We start from the raw sequence: 17,286 nt of genomic DNA, 5'->3' as shown, positions 1-17,286 counted from the left end.
GATTATCAACCGCGACGCGCTTTCACCGCGTTGGCCAGCTGACGCAGAATAGCGTCGGTATCTTCCCAGCCGATACAGGCATCCGTCACGCTCTTGCCATAGACCAGCGGCTCACCGCTCTCCAGGCTCTGGTTGCCTTCAACCAGATGGCTCTCAATCATCACGCCAATCACCGCTTTCTCGCCGCCAGCAATCTGCTGACAGACATCTTCACCCACGGTCATCTGCTTCTTGAACTGCTTGCTGGAGTTAGCGTGGCTGAAGTCAATCATCACCTGCGGTGCCAGACCGGCTTTTTCCAGCCCCTGCTTCACGTCGGCAACGTGCTTCGCACTGTAGTTCGGCTCTTTACCGCCGCGCAGAATGATATGGCAGTCGCCATTGCCGCTGGTATTCACAATCGCCGAGTGGCCCCACTTAGTGACGGAGAGGAAGCAGTGCGGCGCACCGGCAGCGTTAATCGCGTCAATCGCCACCTTGATAGTGCCATCGGTACCGTTTTTGAAGCCCACCGGGCAGGATAGCCCGGACGCCAGCTCGCGATGCACCTGAGATTCGGTAGTGCGTGCGCCAATTGCCCCCCAGCTCATCAGATCGGCAAGGTACTGCGGGGTGATCATATCGAGGAACTCCCCCGCCGCAGGCAGGCCGCTGTCGTTAATCTCCAGCAGCAGCTTGCGAGCAATGCGCAGACCGTCATTGATCTGGAAGCTGTTATCCATGTGCGGATCGTTAATCAGCCCTTTCCAGCCCACGGTGGTGCGCGGCTTTTCAAAATAGACGCGCATTACGATCTCAAGCTCGCCCTTCAGCTCTTCACGCAGCGTCAACAGGCGGGCGGCATACTCTTTGGCCGCGGCAGGGTCATGAATAGAGCATGGCCCGATCACCACCAGCAGGCGGTCGTCGCTGCCTTTGAGGATCTTATGGATAGCCTTACGGGCGTGTGAAACCGTATTGGCTGCGGTCTCCGTCGCCGGGAATTTCTCCAGTAGCGCGACAGGGGGTAACAGTTCGTTAATCTCTTTAATGCGTAAATCGTCGTTCTGATAATTCATGATCGTTCCAGCGTTTGCCATACTTATGTCAGAGAGTGCAATCCCTCCAATCTAACGGCTCAGTCAGGAAGTGTAAACGGGCTTTTACACTCAGTACGGAATATTCCTGAAAAGTGATAAAAAAGGGCTAGCCGCTAGCGAACGCCGGCAACGTGGCTAAACTTTTTACCTGTAACCACTTTGTTTTTATTTTTTATCCAGATTCCACTCTACCTTTTCAGGAAGAATTGGCATCTTTCACTACTGAGCGAATATTCCGTTTCGCATCTGCACTGTTGGATATCGCTATCCAATGTAATGACGAGAACAGGAGCACGATTATGAAAATGAATAAACTGGCCACAATTTTACTGACCACTACCCTGACTCTGGCTAGCGGCGCAGCACTTGCAGCATCCAACAGCAACGGTGCAGCTAACGCTGCCGCAGACGCCGGGGCCGTAGCACCGGGCGCAAAAGAGAATCTGCAGCCTAATAACGTAAATAATAACGATATCAATACCGGCAACACCAATGCCGCGACCGGCTCTACCGGCACTAATACTACCGGCACAACCGGCACCACCTCTACCGGCGGTATGCTGCACTCCAACGGCGGAGCGTCAACCAGCGCTGACGGCCAGCATATGGATAAAGACGACATCCATAAAAACAGCATGTGTAAAGACGGTCGCTGCCCGGACGTGAATAAAAAAGTCGAAACGGGTGATGGTATGAACAACGACGTTGATACTAAAACCGACGGCACTTCACAGTAATTCCCCTGATGTGACGATAAGGAGAGCTAAGGCTCTCCTTATTTTTTTGTGGCGAGGAAATAAAAATCTGCAATGATGTAAGTCGCTGAGAATATATAAAATGGAATAAAACTCATGGCGCATCACCACTCACACGCTTCCCCTTCTGAACATCATGATGGCAACGCTCGTCGTTTGCTGTTGGCCTTTAGCGTTACCGCTCTGTTTATGGTGGTCGAGGTTATTGGCGGCCTTGTCTCCGGTTCGCTGGCGCTGCTGGCAGACGCAGGTCATATGCTTACCGATGCAGCTGCCCTGCTCTTTGCTCTGCTGGCCGTGCGCTTTGCCCGTCGTCCCCCGAGCGACCAACGCACCTTCGGCTGGCTGCGGCTCACTACCCTGGCGGCGTTCGTTAATGCCCTGGCGCTGGTCGTCATCACCTTTATGATTGTCTGGGAAGCGATTGTGCGCTTCTATCATCCGCAGCCGGTGGCGGGCTTCACGATGCTGGGCATTGCCATAGCGGGACTCGTCGCTAACATCGTCTCTTTCTGGATCCTGCATCGCGGCAGTGAAGAGAAAAACCTGAACGTGCGGGCCGCCGCGCTCCATGTATTAGGCGATCTGCTCGGCTCGGTCGGAGCGATTGTGGCTGCGCTGGTGATCCTGTGGACAGGCTGGACGCCGGTCGACCCGATACTTTCGGTGCTGGTCTCTTGCCTGGTGCTGCGCAGCGCCTGGACGCTGCTTAAAGAGAGCGTAAATGAACTGCTGGAGAGCGCACCGGTATCGCTGGATATTGCCGCGCTGCGCCGCCATCTGCGCCGTGATATCCCGGAAGTGCGTGACGTGCACCATGTGCACGTCTGGACGGTAGGAGAGAAGTCGGTGATGACCCTGCACGTGCAGGTGATCCCCCCGCACGATCATGATGCGCTCCTGGAACGCATCCAGCACTTTCTGATCCATCACTATGAGATTTCACACGTGACGATCCAGATGGAGTACCGTCCCTGCAGCGGACCGGAGTGCGATCTCAATACCCTGCCCTCCGGTCACGCCCATCATCATCACCACTAGCCGACCAGCGCGCGTGAGCCTCGTTCCCGCGCGCTGTTAATCCACATCCGGCTACCGTTTAGCGCAATAAAGGTCAGGATCAGATACTCCAGCGACATGGCGTAGACCCCCTGCAGGGCAAAGATCACCACGCTAATCACGTTTACCACAACCCACAATAGCCAGTTCTCAACGTATTTGCGGGTCATCAGCACCATTGCCACGATCGACAGCACCATCAGGCAGGCGTCCCAGAACGGGAAGGCATCGGGTTGCAGCTCAGGCATCGCCACGTTTAAACCCAGCGCCTGCATAATCGAGACCGCAATACGGGTCAGGAAGGTAAACACCGGATCGATAAACAGGGTCATCAGGCCAATCGCCAGGGCGCAGACAACCAGCCAGACAATCGCCTTGCCGCGCGGCAGCCAGCGGATTTGCAGCACGGCCTCGTTCTGCGTCGTTTGCCGCGACCAGGCATACCAGCCATAGATGTTGGCCGCAAAGAAGAAGAGCTGTAACAGCAGGCTAGCGTAGAGCTGGATCTGGAAAAAAATCACCGCAAACAGCGTCACGTTGATTAAGCCAAAGGCATAGTTACTGATCTTCTCAAGGCTGGCGAGCCAGATACACAGCAGTCCGGCAAGGGTACCCACCGCTTCGATCCACGAGAGATCGTAACCGCCTGCCCCCAGCGGTATGTGAACCAAGATATTCTGCGTACTAAAAAAATCCATTTCTGCCCCGCATATTGAAAAGTGAAATTGTCTTAACAATCATAGCCGTTATCGCACGGTACGTAATTAACGTAGCGTTGCAGCAAAATCCAGCATGCGATTCAGCGGCAGCAGTGCCCCTTCACGCAGTTTTGCATCGACATGGATCTCGTGTAGCGCGCCGCCCTTCTCCAGCCCCTCAGCGATAGCCTGAAGGCCGTTCATGGCCATCCACGGACAGTGTGCACAGCTGCGACAGGTTGCACCCTCACCGGCGGTAGGCGCTTCCAGCAGCTCTTTCCCTGGAACAGCCTGCTGCATTTTGTAAAAGATACCGCGATCGGTGGCGACAATAAGCTGCGGATGCGGCAACGTTTTGGCCGCGTTGATCAGCTGGCTGGTTGAGCCCACGGCGTCTGCCATATCCACTACCGCCTGCGGTGACTCAGGGTGAACCAGAACAGCCGCGTCAGGATAGAGCGCTTTCATGCGCGCCAGCGCCTGGGTTTTAAACTCGTCGTGGACGATGCACGCACCCTGCCAGCAGAGGATATCGGCCCCGGTCTGTTTCTGCACGTAGCTGCCGAGATGGCGATCTGGCGCCCAGATGATCTTCTCACCAAGGCTATCCAGATGCTCAATCAGCTCGACGGCGATGCTGGATGTCACGACCCAGTCCGCGCGCGCCTTAACCGCAGCGGAGGTATTGGCGTAGACCACGACGGTGCGGTCCGGGTGCGCATCGCAGAAGGCGCTGAACGCTTCAATGGGGCAGCCAAGATCGAGAGAGCACTCGGCATCGAGCGTGGGCATCAGAATGGTTTTTTCCGGGCTGAGGATCTTAGCGGTCTCGCCCATAAAGCGAACCCCAGCCACCAGCAGCGTGGAGGCAGGATGCTTCGCCCCAAAGCGCGCCATCTCCAGGGAATCAGAGATACAGCCGCCGGTCTCCTCGGCAAGCTGCTGGATCTCTGGATCGGTATAGTAGTGGGCCACCATAACCGCATCGCGCTCCTTCAATAGCCTTTTGATCTTTTCGCGATAAAACGCTTTTTCGTCGAGGCTCAGCGGGCGCGGCTTAGGCGGGAAGGGGTAAATCGTAGCTTCAGGATCGAACATTACGCTCATCATGCTTTCTCGTTTTGCTGACTTAACAATAATACCCTGACCAACGCTGTCTGACGGAGGATGAGGCATTTGTGTTTTATATACTAAACAAGATAGCGGATTGCCAGGGAAAAGTCACATCAATTAAGCGGAACGCTAACACCCTTTATTTTGAAAATTGCTCGCAAAGACCGCACTAAAAGTAGGTAAATGTGTGCGGGTAATGGGCATGATGGGTAGAGCGAAGGGTTTTAGCAGCGGATGGAGATAACCAGGATGAGTAAACGTAAGGATATAGTTGATGGGGCACGCGCGGCAGAGTTACCTGCCGGATTAATATATACGGAAGTTTTAGGATGGATAGACCTAGGCCATGCCCGTGGTGTAGATATTCGTGACTTATTAAGAAATATTCAGCAGGGGGAAGCATCAGGAAAGGAATTCTATGAGGTAAGATATTCCCAGGGAATGACCTCCCCATACGGTATTCTCCGTTCTGGGAAGGTGGTAACCTGGCGAATCAAACATGGAAGGCCTGACTGGGAGCAAAAAAGTATAGCGTTAGCAATGATGATGACGGTGGCGAGAAAATTCGAAGCCTTCCAAGGTCAGTTTCCCAATAACTGGGTAACTGATAGTAGCTTTAGCGGCGAAGATCTAGTGTCTGACTTGCTGGGATTCTATCGCGTGGTATCTATTCAAAACCCCTTCAGCATACTTCGCCCAATCAGCAAAGCAGAGGCACTGAAACGTTGGGATTACTATGGCAAAATTGGCTCCTGGAAAAATGAGACGTTCCAGCCTCTGCTGTTTCCCGATCCGGAAAAATTTCCTCATACACGTCCACGTAAAGGGCTGCTTCCGCCATTTATGCGTACCATTTTTCCTTATAACGATTTTCAGTCAGGTAATGTGATACTGCCACAACATGGCAAGACCTTTGAGATTTTAGGTGCCAGTAACGGTAGAGAAGGACTATGAAGAAAATTTTAACAGGGTTGGCCGTTGTTGTTCTCATAGGCATCATCGCGCTTACTGTCGCCTGGCCTTACGTGAAAATGGAGTTTGCTAGCTCTGCACAATACACCGAACTCGATAGGCAAGAGTATGAGTATTATACACCTGCATTATTGAAACAAATGCCCCGTATTTCAGATGATTATGAGTTTCGCTATGCGAATATCAGCGGGCCCCAGGCTTTTGTCTATAGCATAGAGTTCAAAGGTGTTACTGATGCGAGCAAAATCCGTGGTTACTTAAGTCAGGCTGGATATCAGCTACAAAGATCCTGTGATATCGAAGCTGAATGTTGGATATCAAGCCACTCTAAGCAAGATATTGTGACGTTGAATCAATCACTCCCTCTTCAGGTAGTGGGGGTTGATATCTACCGTCGGCCTAACAAAGAGTAATGGTGCATTTGATCTTGTTAAGCACACGAAAATTTATTAAAGCCACTGCCATAGCTGTCTTCGTGGGCGTCATCGTGCTCGCTGTTGTCTGGCCTTACGTAAAAATGGAGTTTGCCAGCTCTGCGCATTACACCGAGCAAGACATACGCGAGTATGAATACTTCACGCCGGATCTATTGAAAAACATGCCCAGGCTCACAACCGATTACAGATTCGAATATGGCAATGTTACAGGCCCAGAAGCGCATGTTTTTACGGTTCATATCTATGGTACAACGGACAGTAGCAAAATCCGGGACTACCTAAAAGCTCAGGGGTATGAGCCACAAAACGTTTGTGACGTTGAGGCGGAATGCTGGCGAAGCCATAAGAACAGCGATTTAGTTACAATTGCTAAGTTCATGTCGCCAAAAGAGGTTTTTGTACAGCTGTCACAGAGTCCATACAATGAGCCGCTGGCAGATGACCGGTGATAATACATCGTAGGCCGGGTAAGCGTAGCGCCACCCGGCAGTATGTCGCTGTGTCGGGCGGCGCCGTGCTTGCCCGACCTACAAAAGCAGTGCTGTGAAAACGGCATATCGCAGATAGCAAAAAAGCGCCTTTAGGGCGCTTTTTTGCATTGGTGGGTCGTGCAGGATGACTCACTTCGTTCGACCCGAACCTGCCGCAGGCTCGAATCTTTCGAAAACGGCAGATAGCAAAAAAGCGCCTTTAGGGCGCTTTTTTGCATTGGTGGGTCGTGCAGGATTCGAACCTGCGACCAATTGATTAAAAGTCAACTGCTCTACCAACTGAGCTAACGACCCCTTTTGGGGAACTCTCTTCGAAGTGGTGGGTCGTGCAGGATTCGAACCTGCGACCAATTGATTAAAAGTCAACTGCTCTACCAACTGAGCTAACGACCCATTCGGGTGCTGACTTCGAAGATTATTTTACTCGGTACCACCAGAAAGTGGTGGGTCGTGCAGGGCTCGAACCTGCGACCAATTGATTAAAAGTCAACTGCTCTACCAACTGAGCTAACGACCCGAGTGGTGGGTGATGACGGGCTCGAACCGCCGACCCCCTCCGTGTAAAGGAGATGCTCTACCAACTGAGCTAATCACCCACTCTTTACTGCTGAAACGGCTTTAAGTGGTGGGTCGTGCAGGATTCGAACCTGCGACCAATTGATTAAAAGTCAACTGCTCTACCAACTGAGCTAACGACCCACTATTTTACCGCTTTTGCGCTGCTTTCGGGCTGTGCGATATCCCGTGGCAACGGCGGCATATATTACTGATTTATGAAGTTGGCGCAACTAAAATTTCGAGCGAGATCACTTAACTGCTTATGATTCACCCGACAAGACCAGAAATAGAGCGATATCTGGTCATGCCGTATTCATTACATCGCACTGAGCTTTTTCTGCGCCTGTTTTGCACCGTCGGTGCCAGGATATTTGCTTACAACCTGCTGATAAACCGCTTTGGCTTTGGCAGTATCCCCTTTCTCCTGCATGATCACCCCGACCTTAAACATCGCGTCTGGTGCCTTGGGAGATTTCGGATAGTTTTTGACAACGGAGGCAAAATAGAATGCCGCATCGTCTTTTTTACCCTTGTTGTAGTTCAACTGACCCAGCCAGTAGTTCGCATTAGGAACGTAGGTGGAGTCCGGGTAATTTTTAACAAAGCTGCTAAACGCGGCGATAGCGTCGTCCTGGCGGGATTTATCCTGCACCAGCGCGATGGCTGCGTTGTAGTCGGTATTCGCATCACCGCTCTGTACCGGCGCGCTGGGGGCCGCTGCTGCCCCTGCTGCGGGCGCTGGTGCAGGTGTAGCGGTAGCCGCCCCACCCTGATCGCCTGCCGCTGGCTGCGCTGCTGCTGCACCGCCGCTGCCCAGGCTATCAATCTGCAGGAGGATCTGTTTCTGGCGTTCAACCACCTGATTAAGCTGATACTGGCTCTCCTGGATCTGACCACGTAGAGAGTCGATATCCGACTGGTTGTCAGAGAGCTGCTGCTGAAGCTGGGTTAAAAGCTGGCTGTGAGCGTTAGAGATGCGCTCAAGTTGGGTGACCCGGTCTTCAACCGAGCCTGAGCCGACACTACTGATTGGCGCTTGCGCAAAAGCGGCCCAGGGGGCCGCTATGCCAACCAGTAACGACAGACTCAACAGATGATGTCTGAAGTTACTGCTCATGCAATTCTCTTAGTAAACCAGTACGGCGCGACGGTTTTTAGCGTAAGCTGATTCGTCGTGACCCAGTACTGCAGGTTTCTCTTTACCGTAAGAAACGATGGAGATCTGGTCAGCAGAAACGCCTTTACCCTGCAGGTACATTTTAACGGCGCTAGCACGACGTTCACCCAGGGAGATGTTGTACTCAGGAGTACCACGTTCGTCAGCGTGACCTTCTACGGTGACTTTGTAGGACGGGTTGCTACGCAGGAAGTTAGCGTGCGCATCCAGCATCGCAGCGAAGTCAGAACGGATATCGTACTTGTCCAGATCGAAGTAAACGATGTTGTTCTGCTGCAGCTGCTGCATCTGCAGGCGTGCCTGCTCTTCGGAAGAGGCGTTGCCGCTGCCGTTTGCGTCCATACCAGTGCCGGCACCCAGCATGCCTTCGCCGCTCTGGTCGTTGCTTGCGTTCTTGTTAGAAGAACACGCTGCGATTGCCATAACAGGCAGAGCCAGCATCAGCCCTTTCAGCACTTTGTTCAGTTGCATTTCTTTGATTCCTTTAGTAATCACTTAATTATTATTACAGATACGGAGACCAGGCAGGGAATTTGACCTGTCCATCAGTCGCCGGAAGACGCGCTTTGAAACGCCCATCTGTAGAAACCAGATTCAGCACGGATCCCATCCCCTGAGAAGAGCTGTAGATTACCATAGTGCCGTTAGGTGCCAGACTTGGCGTTTCATCCAGGAACGTTGACGACAAGACTTGTACGCCACCCGCTGCCAGATCTTGTTTGGCAATGTGCTGCTGCCCACCGTTGGAGCTGACCATTACCATAAACTTGCCGTCGCTGCTGACGTCAGCATCCTGGTTCTGAGAACCTTCCCAGGAGATACGCTGCGGAGCACCGCCGTTTACATTCACTTTATACACCTGCGGACGACCTGCCTGGTCAGAGGTAAAGGCCAGGTTCTGGCTATCCGGGAACCAGGTCGGCTCGGTGTTGTTGCTACGTCCGTCGGTGACCTGACGGATCTGGCCAGAGCCGATATCCATCACGTAGAGGTTCAGGCTACCGGTTTTCGACAGTGCGAACGCCAGTTTAGACCCGTCCGGAGAGAATGCCGGTGCACCGTTGTGACGCGGGAACGAAGCCACCTGACGTACGGCGCGGTTAGCCAGCGTCTGGATAACCAGTGCAGAACGACCGCTCTCAAAGGTTACGTAGGCCAGCTTGCTGCCGTCCGGAGACCAGGCCGGTGACATCAACGGCTGCGGTGAACGGTGAACCACGAACTGGTTATAGCCGTCGTAGTCAGAGACGCGCAGTTCGTATGGGAACTGGCCGCCGTTGGTCTGAACCACGTAAGCGATACGCGTACGGAACGCACCTTTAATACCGGTCAGCTTCTCGAATACTTCATCACTGGCAGTATGGCCCGCATAGCGCAGCCACTGCTTGTTTACCTTATAGGAGTTCTGAGCCAGCACGGTACCCGGCGCGCCGCCGGTATCCACCAGCTGATACGCCACGGTATAGCCACCGTCCGGGTTAGGCGTAACCTGCCCAACAACCACGGCATCGATACCCAGCGCAGACCAGGCTGCAGGCTGAACTTCCTGAGCGCTGCCCGGCTGCTGCGGCAGACGAGAGCGATCCAGCGGGTTGAACTTGCCGCTGTTGCGCAGGTCAGCGCCGACAATGCCGCCGATATCTTCAGGCGCAGCGCCAGGCCCCGCCCACTGGAAAGGAACAACGCCAATCGGGCGCGCTGAATCCACGCCCTGGGTAATCTCAATGCGCACTTCCGCGTGCAGCACGGCCGCCCACAGCACTAAAAAACCAAACACTACACGTAATGCCTGCTTCATCTCATCTCCCTTATCCGGGCGGTAAACCCGCGATAATTTAGCAGAATGTTAACAAACTAAATATCCAAAATGACCACAGCCCAGTGGAAACAGTAGTACCCTTTCCACCTTTACGTGGGGAAAGTGTAACCTAAGGTTTAAAGTCCAGTGGAGCATTTTTAAACACTTCGTAAACGGCCTGGCTCGGCGGTTTCGGGATCTTGGCCTGACGTGCTGCCGCTAATGCAGCCTGACAGAGCGCAGGATCGCCACCTTCAGACTGAATATCCAACAGCAAACCGTCCGGGGCCAGTTTTATGCGCAGCGTACAGGTTTTCCCTGCATACGACGATGCGTCATAGAACTTAGTCTCGATCGCTGATTTGATCATCCCGGCGTAGTTGCTGATATCCGCACCCGACGCGCCATTGTTTTTAGTACTACCACTTCCTGCCGGGGCTGCGTTATTTCCTTTCGCGCCGCCGCCGGTTTTCGGCGCATTCTTACCTGAACTCAGGTCACCGAACAGATCGTCAACGTCTGACGCAGCGGCTTTCTCCGCAGCGGCAGCTTTCTTCGCCGCAGCCGCTTTGGCTGCCGCAGCTTTATCGGCAGCGGCTTTTTCTGCGGCGGCTTTCTTCTCAGCGGCGGCTTTTTCTGCCGCGGCGGCTTTCGCAGCGGCGGCCTTCTCGGCGGCAGCGGCCGCTTTCGCTTCAGCGGCCTTTTCAGCAGCAGCCTTCTTCTCAGCGGCGGCTTTTTCTGCCGCTGCTGCTTTCGCAGCGGCAGCCTTCTCGGCAGCAGCGGCCGCTTTTTCAGCTGCAGCTTTCTCCGCTGCCTGCTTAGCGGCCTCGGCTTCGGCTTTCTTCTCGGCGTCCTGCTGCGCTTTCTTCGCCGCTTCGGCTTCGGCTTTCTTCTGGGCGTCCGCTGCGGCTTTCTTCGCCGCGTCTGCCGCTACTTTTGCCTCGGCTACGGCTTTGGCTTTCGCATCCGCTGCGGCTTTTTGTGCCGCCTCTTCTGCTGCCTTCGCCTGAGCATCAGCCTGCGCTTTCGCATCAGCCGCCGCCTTCGCCGCGGCTTCTTCAGCCTGCTTCTGTTTCTCCTGCGCCTGCTTCGCCGCCTCTTCAGCCTGTTTCTGCTGCTGGGCCTGCTCGCGGGCCTGCTCCTGCGCCTGCAAACGCTCTTTTTCCAGCTGCTTCAGACGCTCCTGCTCGGCGGCCTGCTTTTCACGCAGCTCTTCCGCCTGCTGTTGCGCCTGTTTTTCACGCTGCTCTTCTGCACGCTTCGCGCTTGCCTGCTGTTGCTGCTGACGGTTGTACTGCTGCACTACCGCGCCGGGATCGACCATAACGGCGTCAATGGACGAGCCACCGCCGCCGCCTGCAGAGGCATCTATATGCTCATCAAACGAGCTCCAGATCAGCGCTGCAAACAGAATGACGTGCAGCACCGCTGAAATAATGATTGCTCGTTTAAGCTTGTCGTTTTGTTCGGTTGCCTTTGACACTCTCGGTTCCCAAAAACTGTCTGCCTGCTCAGCAGCGGATTAGATAGGCTGGGTCATTAAGCCAACCGACTTCACGCCCGCGCTATGGAGCAGATTCAGCGCTTTAATTATTTCATCGTAAGGCACTTCTTTCGCGCCACCGATTAAGAAGACCGTTTTCGGATTGGATTGCAGGCGGCGTTGCGCTTCAGCAATCACCTGCTCCGGCGGTAGCTGATCCATGCGATCTTTTTCCACTACCACGCTGTATTGACCCACGCCGGAAACTTCAATGATAACCGGCGGATCGTCATTAGAGCTGACGGTTTGCGACTCGGTCGCATCCGGCAGATCAACCTCTACACTCTGCGTAATGATGGGTGCCGTCGCCATAAAGATCAGCAGCAGCACCAGCAGTACGTCGAGCAAGGGTACGATATTGATCTCGGACTTTAGCTCACGACGACCCCGACCGCGTGTTCTGGCCATGGCTTACCCCTTATTGCTCTCGGTGCTGGTAAACGCCTGACGATGCAGAATTGCGGTGAACTCTTCCATAAAGTTGTCGTAGTTCAGCTCAAGCTTATTAACGCGCTGGTTCAGACGGTTATAGGCCATGACCGCAGGAATCGCGGCAAACAGGCCGATAGCAGTCGCAATCAGCGCTTCCGCGATCCCCGGTGCAACCATCTGCAGAGTTGCCTGCTTCACCGCGCCCAGCGCGATAAAGGCGTGCATGATCCCCCACACCGTGCCGAACAGACCGATATACGGGCTGATAGAACCGACGGTGCCGAGGAACGGAATATGCGTCTCCAGCGTTTCTAGCTCGCGGTTCATGGAGATACGCATCGCACGGGCTGCACCCTCTACGATCGCCTCCGGCGCATGATTGTTCGCCCTGTGCAGGCGGGCAAACTCTTTAAATCCGCTGTAGAAAATTTGCTCTGAGCCAGACAGGTTTTCACGGCGTCCCTGACTCTCCTGATAGAGGCGGGAAAGCTCAATACCGGACCAGAATTTGTCCTCGAATCCTTCGGATTCACGGGTAGCAGCGTTAAGAATACGCGTTCGCTGAATAATGATTGCCCAGGATGCGATAGAAAAACCAATCAAAATCAACATGATAAGTTTGACCAGAAGGCTTGCCTTCAGGAACAAATCAAGGATGTTCATGTCAGTCACTGCTTAAACTCCGCGACAATAGACTTGGGAAGCGCACGAGGCTTCATTAAGAGTGGATCAACGCAGACAATCAGTACCTCAGCTTCGTTCAGCACATTATTCTCTGCATTGACGATCCGCTGCGTGAACACCAGAGAGGTTCCACGCATTGATGTAATTTCCGTTTGGACTTCGAGCATGTCGTCGAGTCTGGCGGGTGCAAAATACTCCAGCGTTATCTTGCGCACTACGAATGCTACACGCTCTGCCAACAAAACCTGCTGGCTAAAGTGGTGATGCCGCAGCATCTCCGTGCGTGCTCTCTCGTAAAAAGCGACGTAGCTGGCATGGTAAACCACACCACCGGCATCGGTGTCTTCATAGTAGACTCGAACCGGCCACTTAAATAACGTTGTATTCACTTTACATCCCGGTAATGCAATATAAGTAGAGCGTTCAAACGCTGCTACTATACGCGGGGGAATGGTGGTTTGGAATGGGTTAGAGTAAACGCAGCGTAAAAATTTATGGGCTTATGCAAGCCCATATCGTTAACGGACATTTCTTATTCAAAAGAAGAAAAAGAAGAGCCCTGCGGCGAGGACAATATCGGCGATGAGCGGGCAGAAGATCCCTTGCCAGTGAACGGCTTTCGGACGAAACCCTACCCCGTGGATCACGCCTGCACAGACGGCCCACATCAGCAGCAGACCGTGCCAGACGGTCAGGTCGCTGGTCTTTGCCGCAAAGCGGCTGGGATCCCAGAACATGCACCCTGCCAGTACCAGCGCCATCACCAGTGAAAGGGCCCTGAGCGGGCCCTTATCCATTACCGCATACAGTTTTGCGATAAGACTTACCATCAGGCTTTTTCTTTACCTGCCTGAGTCGCTTCAACGTGCTCTAGCGCCAGGGCGGTAATCACGCCAAATGCACAGGCAAGAAGCGTTCCTAAAATCCATGCGAAATACCACATTGTATGCTCCTTACTTAGTACAGAGAGTGCGTGTTGCTTTCAATATGCTCTTTGGTAATGCGACCGAACATCTTCCAGTAGCACCACGTGGAGTAGAGCAGAATAATCGGAACGAACACCGCAGCAACCCAGGTCATCAGGTTCAGCGTCATCTGGCTCGACGTTGCATCCCACATGGTCAGGCTAGCGTTCATTACCGTGCTGGACGGCATGATGAACGGGAACATCGCAATACCGGCGGTCAGAATGATGCAGGCCAGCGTCAGGGACGAGAAGAAGAACGCCCATGCCGATCTGTTCAGACGACCCGCAACAAAGGTAAACAGCGGTAGCACAACGCCCAGCGCCGGGATCAACCACAGGATCGGGGTGGTGTTGAAGTTCACCAGCCAGGCTCCCGCCTCACGTGCTACCTGCTTGGTCAGCGGGTTAGACGCCGCGTGATGATCGATAGCCGAGGTGACCACATAGCCATCGATACCGAACATCACCCAAACGCCTGCCAGCGCGAAGCAGACCATAGTCACCAGCGCCGCCACCTGAGTCGTTGTCCGTGAACGGACATACACTTCGCCCGCCGTACGCATCTGCAGGTAGGTTGCACCCTGCGTCAGGATCATCGCCACGCTCACCACGCCAGCCAGCAGACCAAACGGGTTCAGCAGCTGGAAGAAGTTGCCGGTATAGAAGAGGCGCATGTACTCATCCATATGGAAAGGTACGCCCTGCAGCAGGTTACCGAAGGCCACACCAATCACCAGCGGCGGTACAAAGCTGCCGATAAAGATGCCCCAGTCCCACATGTTGCGCCAGCGCGGATCTTCAATCTTCGAGCGGTAGTCGAAACCCACCGGACGGAAGAACAGCGAGGCCAGCACCAGGATCATTGCCACATAGAAGCCAGAGAAGGCAGCGGCGTAGACCATCGGCCAGGCAGCAAACAGCGCGCCGCCGGCGGTGATCAGCCACACCTGGTTACCGTCCCAGTGCGGCGCAATAGAGTTGATCATAATACGGCGTTCGGTGTCGTTACGACCCAGGAAGCGGGTTAACATCCCCACGCCCATGTCCCAGCCGTCGGTGACTGCAAAGCCAATCAGCAAAATGCCAACCAGCAGCCACCAGATAAAACGTAATACTTCATAATCGATCATTTGACGACTCCTGTCTTAGCGTGCCGGCTGAGAAGCAACGGTGGACTGCCCATACTGGGTATCGGTCTCAACGTTAGCCTGCTCGTAGTGGTAACGACCCGTTTTCAGGCTGCTCGGCCCAAGGCGAGCAAACTTAAACATCAGGAAGACTTCCGCCACCATAAACAGGGTGTAGAGGCCGCAGATAAGGATCATAGAGAACAGCAGGTCACCTACTGTCAGCGAGGAGTTAGCAACGGCGGTTGGCAGCACCTCACCGATCGCCCATGGCTGACGGCCATACTCTGCAACAAACCAGCCGGTCTCGATAGCGATCCACGGCAGCGGAATACCGTACAGCGCAGCGCGCAGCAGCCAGGATTTGCTGCCGATACGGTTACGGCAAACGGTCCAGAAGGAGACAGCGAAGATGAGCAGCATCAGCACGCCACAGGCAACCATGATACGGAAGGCAAAGTAGAGCGGCGCAACGCGCGGGATGGAGTCCTGCGTAGCCTGCTTGATCTGATCTTCGGTCGCATCGGTGACGTTAGGCGTATAGCGTTTCAGCAGCATGCCGTAGCCGAGGTCTTTCTTCATGCTGTTGAACTGGTCGCGCACGTTTTGATCGGTGGAGCCAGCACGCAACTCTTCCAGCAGCTGGTACGCTTTCATCCCGTTACGGATACGCTCTTCATGCTGCACCATCAGATCTTTCAGACCGATAACCGGTGTATCAACCGAGCGCGTGGCGATAATCCCCAACGCATACGGGATCTGGATAGCAAAATTGTTCTCTTGCTTATCCTGATCTGGCACACCAAACAGGGTAAATGCTGCCGGTGCTGGCTGGGTCTCCCACTCGGCTTCAATAGCAGCCAGTTTGGTTTTCTGCACGTCGCCCATCTCATAGCCGGACTCATCGCCCAGAACAATAACAGAGAGCACGGCAGCCATACCGAAGCTGGCAGCAATCGCAAAGGAGCGCTTGGCGAACGCCATATCGCGGCCGCGCAGCAGGTAGTAGGAGCTAATGCCAAGGATAAACATTGCGCCGCAGGTGTAGCCCGCTGCCACGGTGTGAACGAACTTCACCTGAGCAACCGGGTTCAGCACCAGTTCAGAGAAGCTCACCATCTCCATACGCATGGTTTCAAAGTTGAAATCCGACGCGATCGGGTTCTGCATCCAGCCGTTTGCTACGAGGATCCACAGAGCCGAGAGGTTAGAGCCCAGCGCAACCAGCCAGGTCACCGCCATATGCTGCACTTTGCCCAGGCGATCCCAGCCAAAGAAGAACAGGCCAACAAAGGTGGACTCAAGGAAGAACGCCATCAGGCCTTCAATGGCCAGAGGGGCACCAAAGATATCGCCTACGTAGTGAGAGTAATAGGACCAGTTAGTCCCGAACTGGAACTCCATGGTCAGACCGGTGGCCACGCCCAGCGCAAAGTTGATACCAAACAACTTGCCCCAGAACTTGGTCATATCTTTATAGATTTGTTTGCCGGACAGAACGTAGACCGTTTCCATGATTGCCAGTAAAAACGCCATACCAAGCGTTAACGGAACAAACAGGAAGTGGTACATCGCGGTTAAGGCAAACTGCAAGCGTGACAGTTCGACTATATCTAACATCATGACTCCTTGCGCATCGCATGAAGACTTCGAGAGCAAACCCCGTTAGAGAGGGTCCACACACATGCCCCAATACAAAATTATCTATTGCTTTTCACTGGGACTGGTGCGCATGAGAGCAGACAGCCGCAAAGAAAAGTTACAGACAGGTTAATAAAATCCCAAATTGATCTCGCGATATATTACGCCGCAAATCCCTTACAATAAATAGGTTTTTAATAAACCTTTTTTATGTTTTTCGACGGGGATCAATTTATCGCCAGTTTACAACTTTCGGACCATTTTGATCAGCGACAATTTAACGCTTTTAAGAAATTTTTTCCACGCTTTAAATATTGATCTAAATCAATTTTTGCCGCAATTGTTAATAATGTGTCTCTGCGGTTCGTATGGTAAAAAACATGTTAAAAATATGTTCCAAAACAAGCATTGTGGTTAAAAAACAGTGTCTCGCCACCGGAAAAACGTGTCCACAATCACGTATTAATAATGCGATATCTTAATGTATACCATTTAATTATATTTCCATCCTGTCTTTATTGAATATTTAAACAGACACAGTCAACTGCGGCTATATTTTAGAACAGGCTCACATTTCATCATAACGGTTAATTCGCTAAAACCTCGTATAAATATTAGAGTCATGGCAGGAAGCAATGATAACCAATTGATTTTGTTATATTTTTAAAGGATAAAAAGATAAATCACTCTTTTAAAGAAAGAGCTATTGAAAATAGATCAATTGCCTCCCTCCCCCCCTCCCCTCACACTCCTCA

Annotated in this window: 19 protein-coding genes and 5 tRNA genes; 5 read left to right on the top strand and 19 right to left on the bottom strand. The window is 53.3% G+C overall.

The genetic code is table 11. The annotated features are described in order from the left end of the window. Window positions 1-5 precede the first annotated feature (5 nt). Complete coding sequence (gene aroG / locus NR795_RS02250) at window positions 6-1,058, bottom strand: 3-deoxy-7-phosphoheptulonate synthase AroG (RefSeq protein WP_144813459.1); 1,053 nt, start codon at window positions 1,056-1,058, stop codon at window positions 6-8. Window positions 1,059-1,378: 320 nt separating this feature from the next. Here aroG and NR795_RS02245 point away from each other — a divergent pair, with 320 nt between their 5' ends. Both NR795_RS02245 and zitB read left to right on the top strand, forming a co-directional pair. Next, complete coding sequence (locus NR795_RS02245) at window positions 1,379-1,816, top strand: protein YbgS (protein ID WP_144813462.1); 438 nt, start codon at window positions 1,379-1,381, stop codon at window positions 1,814-1,816. 114 nt (window positions 1,817-1,930) lie between these two features. After that, complete coding sequence (gene zitB / locus NR795_RS02240) at window positions 1,931-2,875, top strand: CDF family zinc transporter ZitB (RefSeq protein WP_144813464.1); 945 nt, start codon at window positions 1,931-1,933, stop codon at window positions 2,873-2,875. On the opposite strand, the gene pnuC is transcribed toward zitB, so the two are convergent. Further along, complete coding sequence (pnuC, locus tag NR795_RS02235) at window positions 2,872-3,591, bottom strand: nicotinamide riboside transporter PnuC (protein WP_257756954.1); 720 nt, start codon at window positions 3,589-3,591, stop codon at window positions 2,872-2,874. The genes zitB and pnuC overlap by 4 nt on opposite strands. Window positions 3,592-3,657: 66 nt before the next feature. Beyond that, window positions 3,658-4,698 carry a quinolinate synthase NadA gene (gene nadA, locus NR795_RS02230; RefSeq protein WP_222890575.1) on the bottom strand — a complete coding sequence of 347 codons (1,041 nt, stop codon included), beginning with the start codon at window positions 4,696-4,698 and terminating at the stop codon, window positions 3,658-3,660. A gap of 255 nt (window positions 4,699-4,953) precedes the next feature. On the opposite strand from nadA, the gene NR795_RS02225 reads away from it, so the two are divergent. Genes NR795_RS02225 through NR795_RS02215 form a run of 3 tightly spaced genes read left to right on the top strand, consistent with a single transcriptional unit; the run spans window position 4,954 to window position 6,562 of the window. Next, on the top strand, window positions 4,954-5,658 hold the full coding sequence (locus tag NR795_RS02225; RefSeq protein ID WP_257756953.1) for a hypothetical protein: 705 nt from the start codon (window positions 4,954-4,956) through the stop codon (window positions 5,656-5,658). After that, complete coding sequence (locus NR795_RS02220; protein ID WP_257756951.1) at window positions 5,655-6,089, top strand: hypothetical protein; 435 nt, start codon at window positions 5,655-5,657, stop codon at window positions 6,087-6,089. Before NR795_RS02225 ends, NR795_RS02220 begins: the two co-directional genes overlap by 4 nt. Further along, window positions 6,089-6,562: a hypothetical protein gene (locus NR795_RS02215; RefSeq protein ID WP_257756949.1), complete on the top strand. Its 474-nt coding sequence runs from the start codon at window positions 6,089-6,091 to the stop codon at window positions 6,560-6,562. Before NR795_RS02220 ends, NR795_RS02215 begins: the two co-directional genes overlap by 1 nt. A 260-nt stretch (window positions 6,563-6,822) precedes the next feature. On the opposite strand, the gene NR795_RS02210 is transcribed toward NR795_RS02215, so the two are convergent. From NR795_RS02210 to cydA, 16 genes are all read right to left on the bottom strand, one after another. After that, window positions 6,823-6,898: transfer RNA gene (locus NR795_RS02210), tRNA-Lys, on the bottom strand. A gap of 23 nt (window positions 6,899-6,921) precedes the next feature. Next, window positions 6,922-6,997: transfer RNA gene (locus NR795_RS02205), tRNA-Lys, on the bottom strand. Between the two features lie 48 nt (window positions 6,998-7,045). Next, a tRNA-Lys gene (locus NR795_RS02200) sits at window positions 7,046-7,121 on the bottom strand. A gap of 3 nt (window positions 7,122-7,124) precedes the next feature. Next, window positions 7,125-7,200 (bottom strand) — tRNA-Val (locus NR795_RS02195). Between the two features lie 27 nt (window positions 7,201-7,227). Next, window positions 7,228-7,303: transfer RNA gene (locus NR795_RS02190), tRNA-Lys, on the bottom strand. A gap of 175 nt (window positions 7,304-7,478) precedes the next feature. Beyond that, window positions 7,479-8,279 (bottom strand): cell division protein CpoB, encoded by an 801-nt coding sequence (gene cpoB, locus NR795_RS02185; protein ID WP_144813474.1) that lies wholly within the window; start codon window positions 8,277-8,279, stop codon window positions 7,479-7,481. A 9-nt stretch (window positions 8,280-8,288) separates the two neighbouring features. Then, window positions 8,289-8,810 (bottom strand): peptidoglycan-associated lipoprotein Pal, encoded by a 522-nt coding sequence (pal, locus tag NR795_RS02180; RefSeq protein WP_144813477.1) that lies wholly within the window; start codon window positions 8,808-8,810, stop codon window positions 8,289-8,291. 34 nt (window positions 8,811-8,844) lie between these two features. Beyond that, window positions 8,845-10,137 carry a Tol-Pal system beta propeller repeat protein TolB gene (tolB, locus tag NR795_RS02175; protein ID WP_144813479.1) on the bottom strand — a complete coding sequence of 431 codons (1,293 nt, stop codon included), beginning with the start codon at window positions 10,135-10,137 and terminating at the stop codon, window positions 8,845-8,847. Between the two features lie 130 nt (window positions 10,138-10,267). After that, a complete protein-coding gene (gene tolA / locus NR795_RS02170; protein ID WP_257756948.1) occupies window positions 10,268-11,620 on the bottom strand; it encodes a cell envelope integrity protein TolA in 1,353 nt (450 codons plus the stop codon). Between the two features lie 39 nt (window positions 11,621-11,659). Next, window positions 11,660-12,088: a colicin uptake protein TolR gene (gene tolR, locus NR795_RS02165; RefSeq protein ID WP_103819804.1), complete on the bottom strand. Its 429-nt coding sequence runs from the start codon at window positions 12,086-12,088 to the stop codon at window positions 11,660-11,662. A 3-nt stretch (window positions 12,089-12,091) separates the two neighbouring features. Then, window positions 12,092-12,784, bottom strand: a complete 693-nt coding sequence (gene tolQ / locus NR795_RS02160) for a Tol-Pal system protein TolQ (protein WP_144813485.1) — start codon at window positions 12,782-12,784, stop codon at window positions 12,092-12,094. Beyond that, window positions 12,781-13,185, bottom strand: coding sequence for a tol-pal system-associated acyl-CoA thioesterase (gene ybgC, locus NR795_RS02155; RefSeq protein WP_042392171.1), 405 nt, complete (start codon window positions 13,183-13,185; stop codon window positions 12,781-12,783). The genes tolQ and ybgC overlap by 4 nt, the downstream gene beginning before the upstream one ends. Window positions 13,186-13,332: 147 nt before the next feature. Beyond that, entirely contained in the window at window positions 13,333-13,626 is a 294-nt protein-coding gene (ybgE, locus tag NR795_RS02150; protein ID WP_144813489.1) for a cyd operon protein YbgE, read from the bottom strand. Continuing rightward, window positions 13,626-13,739: a cytochrome bd-I oxidase subunit CydX gene (gene cydX, locus NR795_RS02145; protein WP_103819808.1), complete on the bottom strand. Its 114-nt coding sequence runs from the start codon at window positions 13,737-13,739 to the stop codon at window positions 13,626-13,628. The genes ybgE and cydX overlap by 1 nt, the downstream gene beginning before the upstream one ends. Before the next feature lie 14 nt (window positions 13,740-13,753). Next, the gene (gene cydB, locus NR795_RS02140; protein WP_144813491.1) at window positions 13,754-14,893 is read right to left on the bottom strand and encodes a cytochrome d ubiquinol oxidase subunit II; all 1,140 of its coding nucleotides are present in this window, start codon (window positions 14,891-14,893) and stop codon (window positions 13,754-13,756) included. Window positions 14,894-14,908: 15 nt separating this feature from the next. After that, on the bottom strand, window positions 14,909-16,510 hold the full coding sequence (cydA, locus tag NR795_RS02135) for a cytochrome ubiquinol oxidase subunit I (protein ID WP_144814632.1): 1,602 nt from the start codon (window positions 16,508-16,510) through the stop codon (window positions 14,909-14,911). Between the last annotated feature and the right edge of the window lie 776 nt (window positions 16,511-17,286).

It is taken from the genome of Pseudescherichia sp. L3 (assembly GCF_024656065.1).
Lineage (GTDB): Bacteria > Pseudomonadota > Gammaproteobacteria > Enterobacterales > Enterobacteriaceae > Pseudescherichia.
The sequence above is the reverse complement of the archived record's forward strand: the minus strand, read 5'-3'. Positions and strand labels throughout refer to the sequence as shown.

Bases quoted from the DNA above. Each gene is read 5' to 3' on its own strand.
- aroG (WP_144813459.1), bottom strand. From the start codon at position 1,058: ATGAATTATCAGAACGACGATTTACGCATTAAAGAGATTAACGAACTG.
- NR795_RS02245 (WP_144813462.1), top strand. From the start codon at position 1,379: ATGAAAATGAATAAACTGGCCACAATTTTACTGACCACTACCCTGACT.
- zitB (WP_144813464.1), top strand. From the start codon at position 1,931: ATGGCGCATCACCACTCACACGCTTCCCCTTCTGAACATCATGATGGC.
- pnuC (WP_257756954.1), bottom strand. From the start codon at position 3,591: ATGGATTTTTTTAGTACGCAGAATATCTTGGTTCACATACCGCTGGGG.
- nadA (WP_222890575.1), bottom strand. From the start codon at position 4,698: ATGAGCGTAATGTTCGATCCTGAAGCTACGATTTACCCCTTCCCGCCT.
- NR795_RS02225 (WP_257756953.1), top strand. From the start codon at position 4,954: ATGAGTAAACGTAAGGATATAGTTGATGGGGCACGCGCGGCAGAGTTA.
- NR795_RS02220 (WP_257756951.1), top strand. From the start codon at position 5,655: ATGAAGAAAATTTTAACAGGGTTGGCCGTTGTTGTTCTCATAGGCATC.
- NR795_RS02215 (WP_257756949.1), top strand. From the start codon at position 6,089: ATGGTGCATTTGATCTTGTTAAGCACACGAAAATTTATTAAAGCCACT.
- cpoB (WP_144813474.1), bottom strand. From the start codon at position 8,279: ATGAGCAGTAACTTCAGACATCATCTGTTGAGTCTGTCGTTACTGGTT.
- pal (WP_144813477.1), bottom strand. From the start codon at position 8,810: ATGCAACTGAACAAAGTGCTGAAAGGGCTGATGCTGGCTCTGCCTGTT.
- tolB (WP_144813479.1), bottom strand. From the start codon at position 10,137: ATGAAGCAGGCATTACGTGTAGTGTTTGGTTTTTTAGTGCTGTGGGCG.
- tolR (WP_103819804.1), bottom strand. From the start codon at position 12,088: ATGGCCAGAACACGCGGTCGGGGTCGTCGTGAGCTAAAGTCCGAGATC.
- ybgE (WP_144813489.1), bottom strand. From the start codon at position 13,626: ATGGTAAGTCTTATCGCAAAACTGTATGCGGTAATGGATAAGGGCCCG.
- cydX (WP_103819808.1), bottom strand. From the start codon at position 13,739: ATGTGGTATTTCGCATGGATTTTAGGAACGCTTCTTGCCTGTGCATTT.
- cydB (WP_144813491.1), bottom strand. From the start codon at position 14,893: ATGATCGATTATGAAGTATTACGTTTTATCTGGTGGCTGCTGGTTGGC.
- cydA (WP_144814632.1), bottom strand. From the start codon at position 16,510: ATGTTAGATATAGTCGAACTGTCACGCTTGCAGTTTGCCTTAACCGCG.